An 18,366-nucleotide genomic window follows, 5' to 3' on the forward strand; every position below is an offset into this window, starting at 1 on the left:
ACCCATGCCCAGGTACCACTGACGGTATTAACACGGGCTTGCAAAGAAAACGGGCGCCCGTTACCGGACGCCCGCCTTAGCCAGTCCTTAAGAACAACCTCAGGCGTCGTAGCCTGGAAGCGCGCGATCGAGCTGACGAAGCGCGCCAGGCCAAGCCAGTTTTCCGCCCAGGCCACGCGACATCTGCTTCTTGACTTCGTCCTGCGCAGCTTGCGGCGCCAACAGGACATTCTCGCGCCCGGCGGAAAGCGCCATCACCTGCTGTTTACAGGCGCGCTCCAAGTAGAACATGTTGATCCAGCACTCGGCCGCGGTTTCCCCGACGGCAAGGGTGCCGTGATTGCGCAACAGCATCACTTTCTTGTCACCGATGTCCGCGACCAGGCGCTCGCGCTCGTCGAGGTTCAGGGCGATTCCCTCGTAGTCGTGATAGGCCAGCATGGTCCCGATGATCAGCGCGTGCTGCGAGAGCGGCAGCAGGCCCTCCTTCTGCGCCGCGACCGCCACGCCCTGGTCGGTGTGCAGGTGCATGACGTAATGCGCGTCCTCACGCGCCGCGTGGATCGCCGAGTGGATCGTAAAGCCCGCCGGATTGATGAAGTACGGCGTCTCCTGAAGGATGTTGCCGTCCAGGTCGATCTTCACCAGCGACGAGGCGGTGATCTCGCCGAAATACATTCCGTACGGATTGATCAGGAACTGGTGCTCCGGGCCCGGGATGCGGGCCGAAATATGGGTGTAGATCGCATCGTCCCACCCGTAGAGCGCCACCAGCCGATAAAGCGCGGCCAGGTCCACACGCGCCTGCCACTCCTCGGCGCTCACCTTCCCCTTGAGCGAGCTGACGCCCGCCAGCGAACCATCGGCCATGGCGACCTCCCTTCGAACTCTTGTTGATCGTTGGCCGGCAGACTCGCCCTCCGGCGGGGCAGCGTCAAGCACGGCGCGTTTGACTTAGGCGCGACCGCGGCGGATCATTCAGATAACGGCGATATCGCTTCTGGGAGCTTCGCGCGATAGTCGCCGGCCTTGGCTGTCTGTCGTTCCAAATCCCCTGGAGGTTCAGATGCTTCGCTTGCCCCTCAAGACGCTCGCCGTGGCCGCCTGCTTCGCGGGCCTGGCCGGCGCCGCCCAAGCCGCGACCGTCTACAAGACCGTCCTCTCCGGCGCGAACGAGGTTCCGCCGAACGCCAGCCCCGCAACGGGCGACGCAACTATTGTCGTCGACGGCGATCTACTGACCCTGACGGTGAACTTCTCGGGCCTGACCGCCCCAGCCACCGCCTCGCACATCCATTGCTGCACCACGCCTTCGGCCGGGGTGGCGACGCAGTTGCCGAGCTTCGTCGGGTTCCCGAACGCCACTTCCGGAACCTACAACCAGACCTTCGACCTGACGCTCGCCTCGACCTACAACCCGGCCTTCGTCACCGCGCAAGGCGACCTGACCACCGCCCGCGACGCCCTGCTGTCGGGGATCGCCAACGGCACGGCCTATCTTAACATCCACACCAGCAATTTCCCCGGCGGCGAGATCCGCGGGAGCTTCTCGGCCGTGCCCGAGCCCCAAGCCTGGGCGCTGATGATCGTCGGCTTCGGCGCGGCCGGCGCGATCCTGCGGCGGCGTCGCGCCCCGGCGTTCGCCTAGGCGTTGGTGCGCACCCGCGCCACGGCGTCGAGCCAGCGCGCATAGGCCGCCTCCCGCGCGTGGGTGTTCAGGGCCGGTTCCAGCCGCTCGGTCGAGGGCCGGGCGGCGGCTGCCTCGGTCGCGTCCGCATAGACCCCGGCCCCGATGCCGGCGAACAGGGCCGCGCCGAGGGCGGTCGTTTCCAGATAGCTCGCCCGGCCGACGGCTATGCCGGTCAGGTCCGCCAGCCTCTGGCTGAACCAGGCGCTGCGCGACATGCCCCCGTCGATCCGCAACTCTACGTCCTTGCCGAACGCGCCGGGCGCATCGGCCCGCATCGCTTCGATCAGGTCCCGCGTCTGCAGCGCGCAGGCGTCGAAGGCGGCATGGGCGATCTCGGCTAGGCCGGTGTCACGGGTCATCCCGAACAACGCCCCGCGCGCGTTGGCGTCCCACCAGGGCGCGCCGAGGCCGGTGAAGGCCGGGACCAGCACCACGCCGTGCTCCTCCCTCGCCGTGCGAGCCAGCTTCTCCACGCCCGCGCCGCCGCCCTCGACGCCGAAACCGCTGTTCACCCACTGCAGCGCCGCCCCGGCGATGAAGATCGAGCCTTCCAGGGCGTAAGTCGTCCGTCCGCCCAGCCGCGCGGCGACGGTGGTCAGCAGCCGCGAGCGTGACGGCGCCAGGTGCTCGCCCGTATTGACCAGCAGGAAGCAGCCGGTGCCGTAGGTCGCCTTCATCTCACCGGCGCGGATGCAGCCCTGCCCCATCAGCGCCGCCTGCTGGTCGCCGGCCACGCCCCGGATCGGCACGGCGCGCCCCAGCAACTGCGGCTCGGTGTCGCCATAATCGGCCGCGCAGTCCTTGACCTCCGGCAGCAGCGAGGTCGGCACGCCCAGCATCTGCGCCATCTCCGGCGACCAGGCCTGGGCCTTCAGGTCGAACAGCATGGTCCGCGAGGCGTTGGTGGCGTCGGTGGCATGGACCTTGCCGCCGGTCAGCCGCCAGATGACCCAGGTGTCCATGGTGCCGGCCAGCAACTCGCCGGCCTCGGCCCGGGCCCGCGCGCCCTCCACCTCGTTCAGCAGCCAGGCGATCTTGGTGCCCGAGAAATAGGGGTCGAGCAGCAGGCCGGTGATGCTGGTGACCAGCCCCTCCTTGCCCGCCGCACGCAGCCGCTCGCAGGTCTCCGCGGTCCGCCGGTCTTGCCAGACGATGGCCCGATGGATCGGCTTGCCCGTCGCCTTGTCCCAGATGACCACGGTCTCACGCTGGTTGGTGACGCCGATGGCGGTCACCTGCTCGATCGGCCGCCCCGACTTGGCCACCGCCTCGCGCAGCACTTCCACGCAGGCCTGGAAGATCTCCTCGGCGTCGTGCTCGACCCAGCCGTCGCGTGGGAAAAACTGCTCCAGCGGACGCCCGGCCTCGGCGATCGGCGCGCCCTTGGCGTCGAACAGGATCGCCCGGGTGGAGGTGGTCCCCTGGTCCAGGCTCAAGATCAGCGGTTCGCTCATATCCCCTCCACTGGACCGGCCGTCGGCCGATATGGTCAAGCTCCGGTAACCATGTTTTCATCCCGGCGGCGCAGATTCGGCGCTCGTGCAGGGACGCCCATTTGAGCCTCGCAGCCGATACCGACAAGCTGATCTCTCTCGCGCGCGGCCCCCAGGCCGGCGATCGCGAGCGTCTTCTGCTGTCGATCGCCGAGCTCTGCGCCTCAGCGCGCGCCCAGGCTTCGCCCCCTATCCAGTCTCTGCTCGCCGCCCTGGTCTCCGAGACCGAGCCTGCGGTGCGCCGGCGCATCGCCCGCCGCCTCGCTCCCGCCCGCTGGGCGACGCCGGGCCTGATGATGCCCCTGGCGCTCGACGCCATCGAGATCGCCCAGCCGGTCATCGCCGCCAGCCCCGCCCTGCAGGACCATCACCTGATCGAGGTCCTGGCCGAGGGCGACATCGAACATCAGGTCGAGGTGGCCCGCCGCCCGGCGATCGGCCCGGCCGTGGTCGCCGCCATCCTGCAACGGGGCGAGCCGGCGGTCCTCAACGCCCTGGCCGGCAACATGAAGGTGCGGCTCAGCGCCCACGACATGGCCCTGCTGGTCGAGGCTTCCGAACAGATCGTCTCCCTGCGCTGTCCCCTCGCCCGCCACCCTGCCCTCGACGAGCGGCTGGCCCGCCGGCTGCACGCCTGGTCGGGCGGCGCCCTGCGCCAGGCCTTGGAGCGGCGGTTCGACCTGCCGTCGGAAGCCGCGCCCGCCGCCGCCTCCGCCGAGCGCCGCGACGAGATGGAGCGCCGGCTGATCGCCAAGCTCGCCGCCGCCGGCCAGCTCAGCCCCGGCTACCTGCTGCGCGCCCTCAAGGAGGGCCGTCTCAACCTCTTCCTTTCCGCCCTCGCCGCTCTCGGCGGGTTCCAGGCCAGCCATGTGCGCCAGGCGGTGGATTCCGAAGCGCCGGAGCTGCTGGGCCTGGCCTGCGCGGCCGTCGGCATCGACCGCAGCGCCTTCCCCGCGATCCTCTCCATGGTCCGCCAGCTCAACGCCGGGGCGCCCGGCGGCGGGCAGGAGGGCGCACGCCGCGCCAACGGCGCTTTTGGCCCCTTCGACGCTCACATTGCCGGCGCCGCCTTCCGTCAGGCCGTCAACGCCGGTTGACGGACGCGCGGTTTCGCGGACTTTTGCCGGCGCATGTCCAAGCCTGAGCCTTTAGTCACCCGGCTGGCCTTCGTCGCCAGCGACCGCCCCGAGGCCCAGGAGGCCCGGGCCGCGCTTATCGCCCGCTATGGCCAGGCCCCCGACGAGGCCGCCCAGGTCATCGTCGCCCTGGGCGGCGATGGCTTCATGCTCGAGACCCTTCACGAGAACCTGAAGAACGGCCGGCCGATCTACGGCATGAACCGCGGCTCGGTCGGGTTCCTGATGAACGATTACAGCGAGGACGCGCTGCTCGAACGGATCAACGCCGCCGAACGCGCCATCATCCACCCCCTCGCCATGACCGCCGTCGACACCGACGGCCGGGCCCATCGCGCTCTGGCGATCAACGAGGTCTCGCTCCTGCGCCAGACGCGACAGACGGCCAAGCTGCGGATTTCCATCGACGGCAAGGTGCGGCTGGCCGAGCTCTCCTGCGACGGCGCCCTGGTGGCCACCCCCGCCGGCTCCACCGCCTACAACCTCTCGGCCCACGGCCCGATCATCCCTCTCGACGCCAAGGTGCTGGCCCTGACCCCGATCAGCGCCTTCCGGCCCCGCCGTTGGCGCGGGGCGCTGCTGCATCACACCGCCAGGGTGACCTTCGACATCCTGGAAGCCGACAAACGGCCGGTAAGCGCGGTCGCCGACAACTTCGAAGTGCGCGACGTCGCCAAGGTGCATGTCGAGGAAAACCGCGACGTCGCCCTGCACATGCTGTTCGACGCCGGCCGCAGCCTTGAGGAACGCGTGCTAGCGGAGCAGTTTTCCGTTTAGTTCCGGGCCCTTCGGATCATTCGTTGTTAACGCATAGCCCCTAAAGACTCGAATGTTGTTCTAGGAGGCGCGTTGTGAGCCAACAGAATCCGGTCACCCAGGCCCCCGGCCTTCGCCTCAAGCTCGGCGGACGGCTCGGCGCCATCGATCCTAGCGCTATCGCCAAGGCCGAAGCGGCCTTGAAAAGCCTCTCCGGCAACTTCGCCCAATGGCTGTCCGACGAGATCACCAAGCTGGACGCCGCCCGCGCGCGCATCGGCGAGGAGGGCGTGAACGCTCAGACCATGGAAACGCTCTATCTGCGCGCCCATGACCTCAAGGGCCTTGGTGCAACCTACGAGTTTCCGCTGATCACCAAGATCTGCGGCTCGCTCTGCAGCCTGATCGACGCCAAGGACAAGCGCCTGAATGTCGACCTGACCCTCGTCGACGCGCATATCGAGGCGGTGAAGACCGCTGTCCGCGACGGCGTGAAGACCGAGGAGCAGCCCGAGGGCCGCCAGATGCTCGACGAACTGGCGCGCAGGGTCGCCGGCGCCTGAGCCGGATCACATGACGTTGGCGAGGGGCTCCTCCACCTCGCCGTAACCAGCGTCGGGCGGCAGGACCAGAACCTTCCCGCCTGGCCGATCCTGGATCTGCGGCTCCACCGTCACCAGCTTCCGCGCCTGGGCGCGCGCCACGCAATCGTCGGCGCTTTGTGCTTCGGCCAGCAGGCGCACGTTCATCCGCGTCGGAAAGATCACCTTCCGCTCGCCGGCTTCGGCCAGCCGCAGCACCTCGCGCGGCGCGATCCATTCGGCGTCCACCGTCTCGCGTCCGTCGCAGGCCGCCACCTGGTCGTCCGGCGCGGAGGCTACATAGAACCAGGTGTCGAAACGCTTGGGGGTCAGCGGCGGCGTGATCCAACGCGCAAATATGGTCAGCGCTTTCAAGTCGATAGATACGCCAAGTTCACGCACCACATTGAGGAACGGCAGCTCACCGGCGTCGACCTTCTGGCGGGTTTCCAGCGTCGCGCACTCACCGCCGATCGACCGGCCGTCCCCATGGCGGCCGAGCAGCACCCCCGCCTCCTCGAACACCTCGCGGATCGCGGCGATGCGCAGGCCACGCTGCTCGGCGTCGAACTCCGACCATCCCAGCGCGTGGTCGGCCCAGGCCAGGTCGTGATCGCCCGCGTGGCTCTTGCCGCCCGGAAACACCAGCGCGCCGGAGGCGAAGTCGATCTGGTGGTGTCGCTTGACCATCAGCACCTCGAAGCTCGGCTCGTCGCGGAGCAGGAGGATGGTGGCCGCCGGCTTGATGTCTGACGTGGTCATTGGGCCAGCTTGAGATCGCCGCCCACGCAGTGCAAGCCTGACCCAAGGTCAGCCTGGTGACACTCATTTTCAATCTTCGTAACCAACCGCCAACCCTGCGTGGCGTAGGTTCCCCGCGTCGTGAAGGGGAGAGCCGATGCAGCTTGAGGCCGAGGAACTTCGCGCCCGCGGTGGGCGGTCGGTCGCCCTGCAGGCCCTAGAGACCCAGGCCTCCCTGCTACCCTACGCCCTGGCCGTCTTCGTGGTCAGCCTGCCGATCTATGTCTGGGCCGGATCCCACGCCCCCAATGCGGGCCTGATGGCTGGCAGCTTTGCGATCTTCGCCTGCGCCTGGGGGCTGTTCTATTGGGCGACGAACTGGCTGAAGCGGTCGGGCGCGCGGGAAGACGCCAGCCGGCGCAGCAAGGTGCACATCGCCGGCGGCCTGGTCTGGGCCATAGCCGTCGCGCAGATCGCGGCCTTCGCGGACGGCGCCGGGCCGGTGCGCGACATCCTCATGCTGATCGCCGTCGCCGCCGCGGTGCTGGTGATCTTCTTCACCGCGCCATACCTGGAGAGCCTGCTCCTCGTAGGCTTCGCCGCTGCCGCCGGCCCCCTGTTCTTCCTGCTTCGCTCGCCGGCCGATCACTCACTGCTTCAGCTATCCCTGGGAGCCCTGGCCCTGGCCTTGGCGCTGGCGCTGATGCTCAACCGCGTCCTACGTCGGCAGTTCGCCATGGCCGCCGAGCGCGAAACCATGATGGCCGAGCGGGCCGAACGGATGGAGCAGGCCCGCCGGATCGCCCAGTCGAAGTCGGACCTGGTCGCCACCCTCAGCCACGAGATTCGCAACGGCCTGACCGGCGTGGCCCATGTCCTCGGCGCCGCCGCCGGCCGCAGCGGCCGCGCGGCCCCCTCGCGCGAACAGCTTTCCGCGGCGCTGGACGCCGCCAACGACCTGATCGCCGTCCTGAACACGACCCTGGACTCCGAAACCGCCGAGGCCGGAAGGCTGGCGGTCGATCCCCGCCCGATCGACGTGGTCGCGCTCGTGCGCGACCTGACCCTGCTCCATCGTCCAAACGCCGCCGCCAAGGGGCTGGAGCTTTCGGTCCACGTAGCGCCTGAACTCACCATCGCCGAAGCCGGGGCTGCGATCGCCGACGCCCTCCGCGCGCGCCAGATCCTGGCGAACCTGATCGGCAATGCGCTGAAGTTCACACTGCGGGGCCGCGTCGAGGCCAGAATCGAGCTGGTCTCCCCCACCCGCATCGCCATCGAGGTCGCCGACACCGGCCCTGGCCTGGCCCCGGAAGAACTCGAGGCCGCCTTCGAACCATTCAATCGCATCGCACGCACCAGCGCGGGCACCTCCGGCGCTGGCCTGGGTCTTTCGCTGTCGCGCCAGCTCGCCCGCCTGATGGGCGGCGACCTCTCGGCCCATAGCGCAGTCGGCGTCGGTTCCTGCTTCCGGCTGGAGCTGCCCTTCAACGAGGCGGCCGAGCCGTTGCGCGAGGCCCCCAGTTCCGCCGACGCGATCGTCAGTCCGGAGAACCACCGGCGCCTGCGGGTGCTGGTCGCCGAGGACGACAGCCTTAACGCGGCCATGCTCCGCGCCGTCATCGAACAGCTCGGCCACCAGGTGGTCCACGCGATCGACGGCCGCCGCGCCGTCGACCTGGCCAAGGTCTGCGAGTTCGACCTGCTGATGATCGACGGACGGATGCCGAACCTCGATGGCCCGGCGGCGATCGGGGCCATCCGCGCCCTGCCCATCGATGTCGCCAGGGTTCCGATCGTCGCGGTCATCGGCGGCGACGCAGAGGAAGCCCAGGAGTGCCTGGCCGCCGGCGCCGACGCCGTGCTCCGTAAGCCGGTCAGCGTCGCCGCGGTCGCCCGCGCGGTCGCCGACGCCGTCGCCATCGACCGCATCCCGTCGTCGGTCCGCGCCATCGCCTGACCCCTCCCCTTGCGTCAGCCTTGAGGCCGTAGTCGCCGCCCGCCAAGATGCCTCTCAAATGGGAGGAGATCGCCCGTGGTCGCTCCACACATCCGTCAGGTCGTCGTCCCCGGTCGCGCGAGCGTGCCCGGCCATGACGAACCGAGGGTTGGAGCTCACGCGCGATAGTCCTGTCGAAAAGCGGGAGGCGACATGCTGCTGCAAGGTCTGAAGGTCGTCGAGTTCGCGTCCTATATCGCCGCGCCCGGCGCCGCCGGCGTCCTCGCCGACTGGGGCGCGCAGGTCATCAAGGTCGAGCGCCCGGAAGGCGACCCCATGCGGCACGTCTTCGGCGACGCCAAGAGCGCCCTGGCCGGCAACCCGACCTTCGCCCTCGATAACCGAGGCAAGCGCGCGATCACCCTGGACATCTCCAAGCCCGAGGGCCGCGAGGCGCTGGCCCGCCTCGCCGCGACCGCCGACGTCTTCCTGACCAACGTCCGCGGCCCAGCTCTCAAGCGCGCCGGCCTCGACGAGGCCAGCCTGCGCGCAGGCAATCGGCGGCTGATCTACGCCATGGTCACTGGCTACGGACTCGACGGGCCGGACTCCGACAAGCCCGGTTTCGACGTCACCGCCTTCTGGGCGCGCGCAGGCGTCGCCCACATGCACGCGCCAAAGGGCGCCGATCCCTTCATCCTGCGCAGCGGCGTCGGCGATCACGTCACCTCGCTGGCCACGGTCTCGGCGATCCTGGCGGCCCTCTACGAGCGCGAGCGGACCGGCGAGGGACGTCTGGTTCAGACCTCGCTGCTGGCCACTGGCGTCTACACCGTGGGTTCGGACCTCGCCGTCCAGCTCGCCTTCGGCAGGCTCGCCTCCAACAAGCCCCGCAGCGCGCCCTTCGACCCGCTGGCCAATTTCTACAAGAGCCGCGACGGCCACTGGTTCGTACTCAATCCTCGCGGCTCCAGCAACGACTGGCAGGTGCTGTGCGCCGCCTGCGACCGTCCCGATCTGCTGGAGGACGAGCGCTTTCGCTCCGGCCGTCTGCGCAAGGACAACAGCCCCCTGCTGGTCGCCGAGTTCGACAGGGCGTTCGGCGCGCTCGACTTCGCCGAGATCGCACGCCGACTGGACGACGCGGACCTCGTCTGGGCTCCGGTCCAGTCCCCGGCCGGGGTCGCCGCCGACCCACAGGTCGCCGCCTCGGGCGCTCTGGTCGATGTGGAGGACGGCGCGGGCGGGACCTATCGCTCGCCCGCCTCGCCTGCGCGCTTTCCCGGCGCTGACGCGTCGGTTCTGCCCCCGCCGCCGCGCCAGGGTCAGGACACCCGCCATGTGCTTAAGGAACTGGGCTATTCGCCAGACCAGGTGGAGGCGATGTTCGCGGCCGGGGCCGCCGCCTAGCTCTTCTTGTCCCGCGCGTCGGCCAGGGCCTGCAGCATCTCGCTGGTGAACAGCGAGCCGGTCATCCGCATGCTCGAACTGGCGTCGTCGTCGGACTTCGCCCCGCGCAGGATCAGGTTGATCATCGCGTCCTGGCTCGGCTGCACCGCCTGCTGGCGGGCGGATGCGTACTGGATGAAGCCCTCGGCGCGCTGAGGCGCGGCCACCGACCGCGCGGCGCCGCCGGCCGAGCTGGTCAGGTTGGCGTAAACCTCGGACACGGTCGCCGCGCGGCCGTCGCGATAGAAGATCGACCGGTTCGCCGCCGCAGCCTCGGGAAACAGGCTGGCCGCGCTCGCGCCGGGCCGGCTCCGCACCGCCTCGATCAGTCGCGCCGAGCCCTGCGGCCCGAGGAAGTGCGCGGCGTACAGCTCGCCGGCCGTCGGGGCGCGCCCGACCCGGCCGCGCAGATAGGACGCGTGGTCCGAGGTCAGTTCCCCCGCCATCAGCGAGGCCGCGTGAGGATCCATGCGCAGGTTCATCACCGCCTTGCGCGCCTCGGCCCCCTGCACATAGTACCGGCCGTCGGTCCCTCGATTGATCAGCGCCGCGTAGCGGGCATAGCCGTACTTCGCGCCATGCTGCTTGAGGGTGGCGAGCCAGGTCTGCTCGACGAACTGGAAGAGGCCCGCCGCCGACGAACTCTGCGCCTTGGCCCGCGGGTCGTATCCGCTCTCGCGGCCCGCGGTCTTCATCAGGAAGGTGAAGTCGACGCCAGTGGCGTGGGAAGCGCGCTGGATCGCGGCCTCGACTACCCCTCTGATTCCCTGGATCGACATGGTCCATGTGTCGCCGCACATGGTTAACGGCGCGCTAACCACGTTCGTTAGCACTTCCCCGAGATCGCCACCGCTTCGCCACGGTTCAGCTTCGCCACGGCCAAGCCTCCGCCACGATCGGCGCGCCACCCTGGGTTTCAGCGACGAAACAAACAAAGGGAGGTCGCCTTGGTCATCCGTCAATTCCTGCCGCTCGCTGCTGGTCCGTCACAGCCGCGGCGCAACCGCTCCCCGACCGTCACCGCCGCCATCGGGCTGTCGATCGCCGTCCACGCCGCCCTCGCCGGCTACCTCGCCTTGAAGACCTGGACGCCGAAGGAGGCGCCGCCCCTGCCCGAGGGTCCGATCATGACGGTCGAGACCGTCCCCCTGGCGCCCAAGCCCCCGCCGCCGGTCGCGAACACCCAGCCCAGAGCCGTCACGCCCCGCGTCATCGACGCCCCGCTTCCACCGCCGACGAACGTCGCCCCCCTTCCGGTCGCGCCCATGCCGGCGCCGCCCCCGGCCCAGCCGATCGCGACCATCGCCCCGCCGACGCCAACACCGGCGCCCGCCCCGGTGATCGTGGCGCCCAATTGGCTGAAGCGCCCCGGCGCCAAGGAATTCGCCCGCTTCTATCCGGAAAGCGCCGCCCGCCGCGGCCTCGGCGGAACCGCCGCCATCTCCTGCCAGGTCAGCGCGGCGGGCGGCCTCAGCGGCTGCGTGGTGATACGCGAGAGCCCGGACGACCAGGGCTTCGGCGCGGCGGCCCTCCGCCTCGCGCCCTACTTCAAGATGAGCCCTATGACCCGCGACGGCCGGGCGGTCGAGGGCGGCACGGTGCAGATCCCCATCCGCTTCGACATCGGCGGCTGAGGCGCTGCTCGGCCTTCTCAGTAGCTCTTGGGAAGGCCGAGCACCCGTTCGGCGATGTAGTTCATCACCATCTCGCGGCTGATCGGCGCGATGCGGGCGATCATCGCCTCGCGGAAATAGCGCTCGACGTCGAATTCCTTGGCGTAGCCCATGCCGCCATGGGCCAGCACCGCGGCCTCGCAGGCATGGAAGCCCGCCTCCCCGCCCAGGTACTTGGCCGCATTGGCCTCGGCCCCGCACTCGCGCCCGGCGTCGAACAGGGCGGCGGCCTTGAAGGCCATCAGGTTCGCCGCCTCCAGCTCGGCCCACGACTTGGCCAGCGGATGGGCCACGCCCTGGTTCTGGCCGATCGGCCGGCCGAACACGACCCGCTCCTTGGCGTAGCTGGTCGCCCGTGTCAGGGCCGCCCGGCCCAGCCCCACGGCCTCGGCGGCGAACAGCACCCGCTCCGGGTTCAGCCCTTCCAGCAGGTAGTAGAACCCACGCCCCTCCTCGCCGATCAGGTCGGCGGCGGGAACCTCGAGGTTGTCGATGAAGACGCTGTTCGACTCGACCGCCTTGCGGCCCATCTTCGGGATCACCGTGGCGCTGATCCGGCTGCGGTCGAAGTCGGTGTAGAAGAGGCTCAGGCCCTCGGTCGCCTTGCGCACCTGATCCTTCGGCGTGGTCCGCGCGATGATCAGCATTTTGTTGGCGCGCTGGGCCATGGTCGTCCAGACCTTGCGGCCGGAGATCACGTAGCCGTCGTTGGTCCGCGTCGCTTTGGTCGTCAGGCTGGTGGTGTCCAGGCCTGAGTCCGGCTCGGTGATGCCGATGCAGATCCTGTCCTCGCCGGAGATCAGCCGCGGTATCGCCCGGTTCCTGAGCTCTTCGGCGCCAAACCTGACGATAGGCATGGGTCCGAAGATGTTCAGATGCATGGCGCTGGCCCCGGAAAACCCGGCTCCGGACTGCGCCACCGCCTGCATCACCAGCGCCGCCTCGGTGAGCCCCAGCCCCGCCCCGCCAAGCTCGGTCGGCATGGCCGTCCCGAGCCAGCCGCCCTGCGCCATCGCCTCGACGAAGGCTTCGGGAAATTCGCCGGTCTCGTCGGTCCGCCGCCAATAGTCGGCGTCGAAGCCGGCGCAGAGGCGGGTCACGCTTTCGACGATGGCTTCCTGGTCATCGGTCAGCCAGAACCCGCTCATGCCGCCTCCTAGGTCTGGCTGAATCTCCCCGGACTCAGCCGTTCGGCAAAGGGACCAGCCTCCCCTTCCGTCACGCAAGCCACGATCAGGCGCGCCACCAGGGGCGCGAGCAGCCAGCCGTTGCGCCGCGCCCCGGTCGCCAGCAGGACGCCATGGTGCCGCCCCCGACCGACCAGCGGCAAGCCGTCGGGCGTGGCCGCGCGCACGCCGGTCCGGGCCGTGAACTTCGCCTTGGCCAGGGCCGGAAACAGCCGCCCGCCAGCCGCCCGCAGACGCTCGACCTCGGCCGGCTCGATGGCCAGGTCCGCGACGCCCGCCTGCATGGTCGCCCCGACGCTTGTCCCGGCCGGCGCCCCGGTGACATAGGCCCCGGGCCCGCGCACGACGACACCCTCATAGATCTGGTCGCCGGTGCGGAGGATGTGGCCCTTGATCGGAGTCAGCAGGTCCAGTTCCGGCGCGACCACCGCCAGGTCGCGGCCGGCGCCAGTGGCGATCACCAGCCGCTCACCGCCCTCGAAGCCCGTGGCCTGAGCCTGCCGGAACTGCACCCCGGCCGCCTCCGCCGCCTTGCGCAGGCCGGCCAGCGTCGCTCCAGCCTCGATCCGCCAGTCCTCGCGGACCAGCAGGCCGCGCCCCAGCGCGGGGTCGAGGCCCGGCGCCAAGCCGCCCAGCGCCCGCCGCTCGAGCTCAGCCGGATGCACGCCCAGGCCCAGCAGGTTCTGCTTCACCCCGCCCAGAAAGTCCGCGTCGCCCACCGCCACCGCGCCAGAACGGTCGACGGAAAGTCCCGCCCGCGCCTCCAGCGCCGGCCAGAGGTCGCGCGCAGCGGTCAGGATGTCGAAGTGCGGGGAGGCATGGGCGTCCAGCACCGCCTCGAAGGCGGGCGCCAGCATGCCCGCGGCGACGCCCGAGGCGCTGGCCGCGGGCGCGCCCGGGTCGAACACGGTAACCTCCGCCCCGGCGTCGGCCAGGGCGAGGGCCGTGGTCAATCCCAGCGCGCCGGCGCCGGCCACGGTGATCTTGGGGCCTTTGCTCATGGCCCTAACGAGCGGGCTTCGCGCCCAAAATCAAGCGCCGAACGCACCGCGTCGATAGCGTCGCAGTCCGAAATGAAACAGCGCAGCGGCGATCGCCGCATAGGCGCCGGCCGCCGCGACCACCATGGCGAGCCGTCCAAGGCTGGGCGAGCGCAGCATCTCCACCGGCGCCATCACCACGAAGCCGGCGGGCAGGATGGTGAAGGCCGCCACCTTCACCATGCCCTGGTGGATCGAGCCGGGGAAGGTCGAGAGTAGCAGGGTGAAGTCCGTAAGGTCGCGGGCGAAACTACGTGCGCCGGCGATCCAGAAGGCCATGCTGGCGAACGAGATCGCCGCCGAAACATAAACCGTCGTTCCAGCCGCGATCGCCACCACGACCAGCGGGATCTCGGCGACCGACAGATGCGCGAAGACGGTCAATATTACTCCCCCGACTGCAAGATCGGCCCAGGCGGAGGCTATGCTCTCACGGGCCAGGAGGCGCGAGATGACCCCCTTGGGCTGAGTCAACAGAGCGTCGAGGTCGCCCCGCAGGATGGTGGCCGCCATGTCTCGATAACCGCCTGCCAGGGAGCCCGAGGTCCCGATGACGCACATGCTCAAGCCGAGCAAAAGCGCCACATCCTCCTGCCCCCAGCCGCCCACGCTGCGAAATCCGGCGAAGAACAGCGCCCAGATGCCGAGGAACACCACGTCGTTCAGCAGCATGCCTGCAACCTGCAGGGCGAAGTTCCCCCTGTCGGCGAAGGACATGCGCACCGAAGCTGCGGCCTCGGCGGCGTAGAGGCCAACCAGGCCGCGCATCACACCCCTCCCCGCGTCAGCACCTTGGCCAGGCCGGCCCGCCAGAGCAGGCGGCAGGCGCCGGTCAGGACCAGCATCCATAGCACCTGCCAACCCGCCCCAATGGCGGCGTGCGACAAGGTGGGTTCGATGACCAGCGACGCCGGCCAGTAGAGATGCGCGGCGAAGGGGCTCGCCTCCGCGACCCGCTGCATGACGTCAGGATAGAGCGTGACCGGCGCATAGAGCCCGCCGAGCAGGAACATCAGCTTCTGGATGACGAGCTGAAACGGCAGCACCCGCCGCGCCCAGAAGGCCGCCAGGCCCGCCAGCATGTAGAGCAGCACCCCGACCGCTACACCGAGCACGCCCACCACGGGCAGAAGCGCGAACGCCATCGGCTCAGGCCACGGCCGGCCGGACGCGGCCAGCAGGACAATGGCCGTCGCGCCGAGCGCGCTCAGCCGCACGAGCCCCGCCCCCATGCTCTGGGCGAACACCTGGGCCAGATAGGACTTCGGCCGCAGCAGATAGGGCTCCAGTCCGCCCGAGCGGATGTCGTCCTCCAGCCGCAGATGCGCCGCCGGCAACGACAGGGTCACCCACTCGGTCACGCCGATATAGAGCGCAAAGCCGCCGGCCGGCACCGCATGGGCCAGGGTTCCGGGCAATCGCTCGGCCGCCACCTTGTCCCAAAGGGCCGATAGAGTCGCCAGCAGCAGCGTGTAGAAGAGGCACCGCCCAACCAGCACCGGCCAGCCGGCCAGAGTCTGGCCCGCGCCGATCCGGACCGCGGCCAGCATCGCACCGCCGCCGCGCCTGGCCTCAACGGCGGTCGGGATTGGCGTAGATGTCATGGATCACCTCCTCCATCGGAGGGTCTTCGATGGTCACGTCCTCGACCCCACCCTGGGCGAAGGCCGCGGCGATGACCTGCTCGATGCGTATGGCCGCGGTGTCGACCTCCAGCACGGTCGTATGCTGCGCCGAGGGCCGGCGGACGACACCCGGCAAATCGAGGCCCAGGCTCGGCGCCGACGACTGCAGCGTCACGACCTTCCGTCCCAGGAACCGCCGGCGAAGCTGGTCGGTAGGCTGGTCCACCACGATCCGCCCCTGGTTCACCACGATGACCCGTTCGCACACCAGCTCGATGTCCCGGGTGTCGTGCGAGGTCAGGGCGACCGTCAGACCATGATCGCGCGCATGCTCGCGCACGAAGTCGCGGATCGCCGCCTTGGCGGTCACGTCGAGGCCGATGGTCGGCTCGTCGAGGAACAGCAGTTCCGGCCCGTGCAGCAGGCTCGCGGCGATCTCGCATCGCATCCGCTGGCCCAGCGACATCCGATGCACCGGCTGATCCATCAGTTCGCGCAGGGCGAAACGCTCGCCGAGCTCACCGAGCCGACGGGCGAACACCGCTTCGTCCTGGTCGTAGATACGCCGCAGCAGTTCGAACGAGTCCCGCGCCGGCAGTTCGCCCCAGAGCTGGGATCGTTGGCCGAACACCACGCCGATCCGATAGCTCAGCGCCTTGCGCTCGCGCCAGGGCGTCAGGCCCAGAACCTGCGCCTCGCCCGCCGTCGGCTCCAGCACGCCCGACAGCATCTTCAAGGTAGTGGACTTGCCGGCTCCGTTGGGACCGATGATCGCCACGCGTTCGCCGGGCGCGATGTCGAAGGACACCCCATCGACCGCGTCGATCACAACCTGCTTCGATGAGAACGCGCCGGCCAGCCCGCGGCCGCGCTTGGCGTAGCTATAGCGCTTGCGAAGGTTCCGGACGGTGATGGCGGCGATCGACATGGCGGGAGCTCGGAGGGGAGGCTTGGAGGGCAGGTTCTAGGCATGCGCAATTGGTCGGGCACGGATAAGCGAGCCCTTTGAAATTGCGCATCTGCCAAGCCTGCGTGGCCATAGCTCTCACATCCAACCGCCGCGAACGCGTTCGCGGAACGGGGGTAGCTGTACTTTGAGTTGATGACGATGGCAACCGCCGCCCTCTCCCTTGCGGGAGAAGGGCGACAGCCGAACCTCACTCGGCGGCGATCGAGATCGCCTTGGTGGAGCGGTCCTTGAAGTTGATCTCCTGGAGGTACTTGATCCCCTCCTCAGCGATGTCGTCGCCGACCATCTTCTCGCCCTCGGCCTTGAGCTCCTCCATGTCGACATAGGTCGCGTAGAAGGCCCGGGTCCGCTCGGTGATGAGGCCTGCATTGAACAGCGTCTTGATCAGCACCCGGAAGATGTTGGTCTGACTCTTCAAGCGTTCACGGCGCGCATCGTCGTTCTGGATGATGGCCCGGACCTCGGACTGCACCCTCTCCGGATCGAGCCCGAAATCGCGATAGACCCCGGCCTGCTGGACCGGCGACCCCATGTTGAACAGCAGCGACTGGAAGCAGTGCGCGGCCCAATCCTCGACGAGATGGCGCTCGTCCTCGGTCATCTTCGGGATGGTCCGGTCGGCCCAGATCTTCCCGAACTTGTGGTGGAAGGCCTCGTCCGTCATCACGAGCTGGAACAGCTTCTTGGCCAACGGGTCGCGATTGTACTGGAAGCCGTTGGCGAAGGCGCCCATGGCCAGGCCCTCGACCAGCATCTGCATACCGATGATCTTCTTGTAGACCTCGGGCGCGGAGATGATGTCGACCAGCAGCTTCTGCAGCACCTGGCCACAGGGCCGCGGCCGGCCCCAGCGGGCCTTGATGTACTTGGCGAAGGCGGTGACGTGGCGCGCCTCTTCGCGCGTCTGGTTGGCGGCGTATTCCTGCGCGCCCTGGTCCTTCAGCACGTGACAGAGGCTGGCCGAGAGGTTCAGCGCGCCCTGCTCGCCGTGCAGGATCGATGAGAAGTTCCACAAGGCCATCTCATTGATGAACTTGGCCTTCTGGCCGGTCTTCTCCAGATGGTCGAGAACATACGGGACGCCCAGGCTCATGATCTGGTCGTCGGGGAGCAGCGGCTCGTTCGCCATGTCCCAGGGCGTGGAGAAGTCGATGTACTTGGTGTCCAGCGGATCCCAGAAATGGTCGTGGGTCGCCGAGATGATCTTGTCGAACGCGGTCGAGCGGGCGTTGTAGCGGTCCAGTTCGAGCATGGACTCGAAGTCGTCCGGCGCCACCGCGTCGTACATCACGTCCTTGGTAATGTTGCCGTCGGCCATACCGGTTCCTCCCATGGGCCTTTTTGGGGAGGATCAGCCCGTGAACGTCGTTTGGATAGCGATGTTCACCTAGGCCGGAAAAGCGCCTCCAGTCCCTGGATGATGTCGTCCATCAGCCGCGCTGAAGCCTCACCGCCGTTGGGCCCGGCCAGCGAGGCCGCGCCATGGCCGCAGGCGAACACCGCCAGCGCGACCTTCTGGATGACCTCGGGGTCGGCGCCCTGCTGAGTGGGCGAAAGGGCGATCGCCGCCTTCAGCACGCCGAACGCGCCTTCCCGCGCGGCCTCGACCTCGGGGCACATCAGGTCGGGATCGAACATCAGTTCGTAGAGCGCCGGCTGGGCACGCGCGAAACTGAAATAGGCGAGAGCCGAGGTGCGGATCGGCGTGGCGCCCGGCCCCGGCTTCATCGCCTCGCGCAGGATCTCCTCGAGTTCACGGAAGCCGTTGGCCGCCAGTTCGGCCAGCAAGGCGCTCTTGGAGGCGTAGTGATGATAGACCGAGCCAGGGGCGATGCCGGCTCGGGCGGCCAGCGCCCGCAGGCTCAGTTCCGAGAGGCCGCCCGTTTCCAGCAGCGCGCGGGCCTCGGTCAGCAACTGGCTGCGGAGGTTGCCGACGTGATAGGGGCGCCGGCGCATGGCCGCCTCGGCCCAGGACATTACGCGTCCCCCGCCGCGTTTCGTTGGTCGTCGCCGATCCTTCGAGTCATGCAGGCCTCCCGTTGAAGAAACAATGTTCCCAAGGGGAACGCCTTGTCGAGCGGCGCGG

At 69.1% G+C, this 18,366-nt stretch carries 16 protein-coding genes and 3 pseudogenes; 8 read left to right on the forward strand and 11 right to left on the reverse strand.

The genetic code is table 11. The annotated features are described in order from the left end of the window. Positions 1-99 precede the first annotated feature (99 nt). Positions 100-870 carry a class II aldolase/adducin family protein gene (locus ABID41_RS15095; RefSeq protein WP_331933019.1) on the reverse strand — a complete coding sequence of 257 codons (771 nt, stop codon included), beginning with the start codon at positions 868-870 and terminating at the stop codon, positions 100-102. A gap of 196 nt (positions 871-1,066) precedes the next feature. On the opposite strand from ABID41_RS15095, the pseudogene ABID41_RS15100 reads away from it, so the two are divergent. After that, positions 1,067-1,534 (forward strand): annotated as a pseudogene (locus tag ABID41_RS15100) (CHRD domain-containing protein); the annotation flags it as partial. 15 nt (positions 1,535-1,549) lie between these two features. Further along, positions 1,550-1,648, forward strand: a pseudogene (locus ABID41_RS19365) (PEPxxWA-CTERM sorting domain-containing protein); the annotation flags it as partial. Here ABID41_RS19365 and glpK read toward each other — a convergent pair. Continuing rightward, on the reverse strand, positions 1,645-3,144 hold the full coding sequence (glpK, locus tag ABID41_RS15105) for a glycerol kinase GlpK (RefSeq protein WP_354297932.1): 1,500 nt from the start codon (positions 3,142-3,144) through the stop codon (positions 1,645-1,647). The pseudogene ABID41_RS19365 and the gene glpK sit on opposite strands and share 4 nt — an antisense overlap. 101 nt (positions 3,145-3,245) lie before the next feature. Between glpK and ABID41_RS15110 the strand changes: the two genes are divergently transcribed. The 3 genes from ABID41_RS15110 (at position 3,246) to ABID41_RS15120 (ending at position 5,638) form a co-directional block, all read left to right on the forward strand. Next, positions 3,246-4,280, forward strand: coding sequence for a DUF2336 domain-containing protein (locus tag ABID41_RS15110; RefSeq protein WP_354297933.1), 1,035 nt, complete (start codon positions 3,246-3,248; stop codon positions 4,278-4,280). 33 nt (positions 4,281-4,313) lie between these two features. Continuing rightward, a complete protein-coding gene (locus ABID41_RS15115) occupies positions 4,314-5,096 on the forward strand; it encodes an NAD kinase (RefSeq protein ID WP_331932031.1) in 783 nt (260 codons plus the stop codon). Between the two features lie 74 nt (positions 5,097-5,170). Next, the gene (locus ABID41_RS15120; protein ID WP_354297934.1) at positions 5,171-5,638 is read left to right on the forward strand and encodes an Hpt domain-containing protein; all 468 of its coding nucleotides are present in this window, start codon (positions 5,171-5,173) and stop codon (positions 5,636-5,638) included. 6 nt (positions 5,639-5,644) lie between these two features. Here the strand turns inward: ABID41_RS15120 and ABID41_RS15125 are convergent, their stop codons facing one another. After that, positions 5,645-6,418, reverse strand: coding sequence for an NUDIX hydrolase (locus ABID41_RS15125; RefSeq protein WP_331932033.1), 774 nt, complete (start codon positions 6,416-6,418; stop codon positions 5,645-5,647). Positions 6,419-6,554: 136 nt separating this feature from the next. On the opposite strand from ABID41_RS15125, the gene ABID41_RS15130 reads away from it, so the two are divergent. Together ABID41_RS15130 and ABID41_RS15135 are read left to right on the forward strand one after the other, a co-directional pair. After that, the gene (locus ABID41_RS15130) at positions 6,555-8,357 is read left to right on the forward strand and encodes an ATP-binding protein (protein WP_354297935.1); all 1,803 of its coding nucleotides are present in this window, start codon (positions 6,555-6,557) and stop codon (positions 8,355-8,357) included. A gap of 192 nt (positions 8,358-8,549) precedes the next feature. Then, the gene (locus tag ABID41_RS15135) at positions 8,550-9,746 is read left to right on the forward strand and encodes a CaiB/BaiF CoA transferase family protein (RefSeq protein WP_354297936.1); all 1,197 of its coding nucleotides are present in this window, start codon (positions 8,550-8,552) and stop codon (positions 9,744-9,746) included. Here ABID41_RS15135 and ABID41_RS15140 read toward each other — a convergent pair. Further along, positions 9,743-10,564, reverse strand: a complete 822-nt coding sequence (locus tag ABID41_RS15140; RefSeq protein WP_354297937.1) for a transglycosylase SLT domain-containing protein — start codon at positions 10,562-10,564, stop codon at positions 9,743-9,745. The two genes, ABID41_RS15135 and ABID41_RS15140, sit on opposite strands and share 4 nt — an antisense overlap. Positions 10,565-10,732: 168 nt before the next feature. Here ABID41_RS15140 and ABID41_RS15145 point away from each other — a divergent pair, with 168 nt between their 5' ends. Beyond that, the gene (locus ABID41_RS15145) at positions 10,733-11,419 is read left to right on the forward strand and encodes an energy transducer TonB (protein ID WP_354297938.1); all 687 of its coding nucleotides are present in this window, start codon (positions 10,733-10,735) and stop codon (positions 11,417-11,419) included. Positions 11,420-11,436: 17 nt separating this feature from the next. Here ABID41_RS15145 and ABID41_RS15150 read toward each other — a convergent pair whose 3' ends face one another. The 7 genes and pseudogenes from ABID41_RS15150 to ABID41_RS15180 all read right to left on the reverse strand — a co-directional run bounded on the left by ABID41_RS15150 (position 11,437) and on the right by ABID41_RS15180 (position 18,257). Then, positions 11,437-12,606 carry an acyl-CoA dehydrogenase family protein gene (locus tag ABID41_RS15150; protein WP_354297939.1) on the reverse strand — a complete coding sequence of 390 codons (1,170 nt, stop codon included), beginning with the start codon at positions 12,604-12,606 and terminating at the stop codon, positions 11,437-11,439. Positions 12,607-12,614: 8 nt separating this feature from the next. After that, positions 12,615-13,646 (reverse strand): NAD(P)/FAD-dependent oxidoreductase, encoded by a 1,032-nt coding sequence (locus tag ABID41_RS15155; RefSeq protein WP_354297940.1) that lies wholly within the window; start codon positions 13,644-13,646, stop codon positions 12,615-12,617. Between the two features lie 30 nt (positions 13,647-13,676). Beyond that, entirely contained in the window at positions 13,677-14,453 is a 777-nt protein-coding gene (locus ABID41_RS15160) for an ABC-2 family transporter protein (RefSeq protein WP_331928889.1), read from the reverse strand. Beyond that, positions 14,453-15,289, reverse strand: coding sequence for an ABC-2 family transporter protein (locus ABID41_RS15165; RefSeq protein WP_354297941.1), 837 nt, complete (start codon positions 15,287-15,289; stop codon positions 14,453-14,455). The genes ABID41_RS15160 and ABID41_RS15165 overlap by 1 nt, the downstream gene beginning before the upstream one ends. Next, positions 15,258-16,130, reverse strand: a pseudogene (locus ABID41_RS15170) (ABC transporter ATP-binding protein); the annotation flags it as partial. The gene ABID41_RS15165 and the pseudogene ABID41_RS15170, both read right to left, overlap by 32 nt. 337 nt (positions 16,131-16,467) lie before the next feature. After that, positions 16,468-17,598 carry a ferritin-like domain-containing protein gene (locus tag ABID41_RS15175; RefSeq protein WP_331928895.1) on the reverse strand — a complete coding sequence of 377 codons (1,131 nt, stop codon included), beginning with the start codon at positions 17,596-17,598 and terminating at the stop codon, positions 16,468-16,470. A 65-nt stretch (positions 17,599-17,663) separates the two neighbouring features. After that, positions 17,664-18,257 (reverse strand): TetR/AcrR family transcriptional regulator, encoded by a 594-nt coding sequence (locus tag ABID41_RS15180; RefSeq protein ID WP_331928897.1) that lies wholly within the window; start codon positions 18,255-18,257, stop codon positions 17,664-17,666. Positions 18,258-18,366: the final 109 nt, after the last annotated feature.

The sequence above is a fragment of the Phenylobacterium koreense genome (assembly GCF_040545335.1).
In the GTDB taxonomy this organism is placed as follows: domain Bacteria; phylum Pseudomonadota; class Alphaproteobacteria; order Caulobacterales; family Caulobacteraceae; genus Phenylobacterium; species Phenylobacterium koreense.

Bases quoted from the DNA above. Each gene is read 5' to 3' on its own strand.
- ABID41_RS15165 (WP_354297941.1), bottom strand. From the start codon at position 15,289: ATGACATCTACGCCAATCCCGACCGCCGTTGAGGCCAGGCGCGGCGGC.
- ABID41_RS15135 (WP_354297936.1), top strand. From the start codon at position 8,550: ATGCTGCTGCAAGGTCTGAAGGTCGTCGAGTTCGCGTCCTATATCGCC.
- ABID41_RS15095 (WP_331933019.1), bottom strand. From the start codon at position 870: ATGGCCGATGGTTCGCTGGCGGGCGTCAGCTCGCTCAAGGGGAAGGTG.
- ABID41_RS15115 (WP_331932031.1), top strand. From the start codon at position 4,314: ATGTCCAAGCCTGAGCCTTTAGTCACCCGGCTGGCCTTCGTCGCCAGC.
- ABID41_RS15180 (WP_331928897.1), bottom strand. From the start codon at position 18,257: ATGTCCTGGGCCGAGGCGGCCATGCGCCGGCGCCCCTATCACGTCGGC.
- ABID41_RS15155 (WP_354297940.1), bottom strand. From the start codon at position 13,646: ATGAGCAAAGGCCCCAAGATCACCGTGGCCGGCGCCGGCGCGCTGGGA.
- ABID41_RS15160 (WP_331928889.1), bottom strand. From the start codon at position 14,453: ATGCGCGGCCTGGTTGGCCTCTACGCCGCCGAGGCCGCAGCTTCGGTG.
- ABID41_RS15175 (WP_331928895.1), bottom strand. From the start codon at position 17,598: ATGGCCGACGGCAACATTACCAAGGACGTGATGTACGACGCGGTGGCG.
- ABID41_RS15140 (WP_354297937.1), bottom strand. From the start codon at position 10,564: ATGTCGATCCAGGGAATCAGAGGGGTAGTCGAGGCCGCGATCCAGCGC.
- ABID41_RS15125 (WP_331932033.1), bottom strand. From the start codon at position 6,418: ATGACCACGTCAGACATCAAGCCGGCGGCCACCATCCTCCTGCTCCGC.
- ABID41_RS15130 (WP_354297935.1), top strand. From the start codon at position 6,555: ATGCAGCTTGAGGCCGAGGAACTTCGCGCCCGCGGTGGGCGGTCGGTC.
- ABID41_RS15150 (WP_354297939.1), bottom strand. From the start codon at position 12,606: ATGAGCGGGTTCTGGCTGACCGATGACCAGGAAGCCATCGTCGAAAGC.
- glpK (WP_354297932.1), bottom strand. From the start codon at position 3,144: ATGAGCGAACCGCTGATCTTGAGCCTGGACCAGGGGACCACCTCCACC.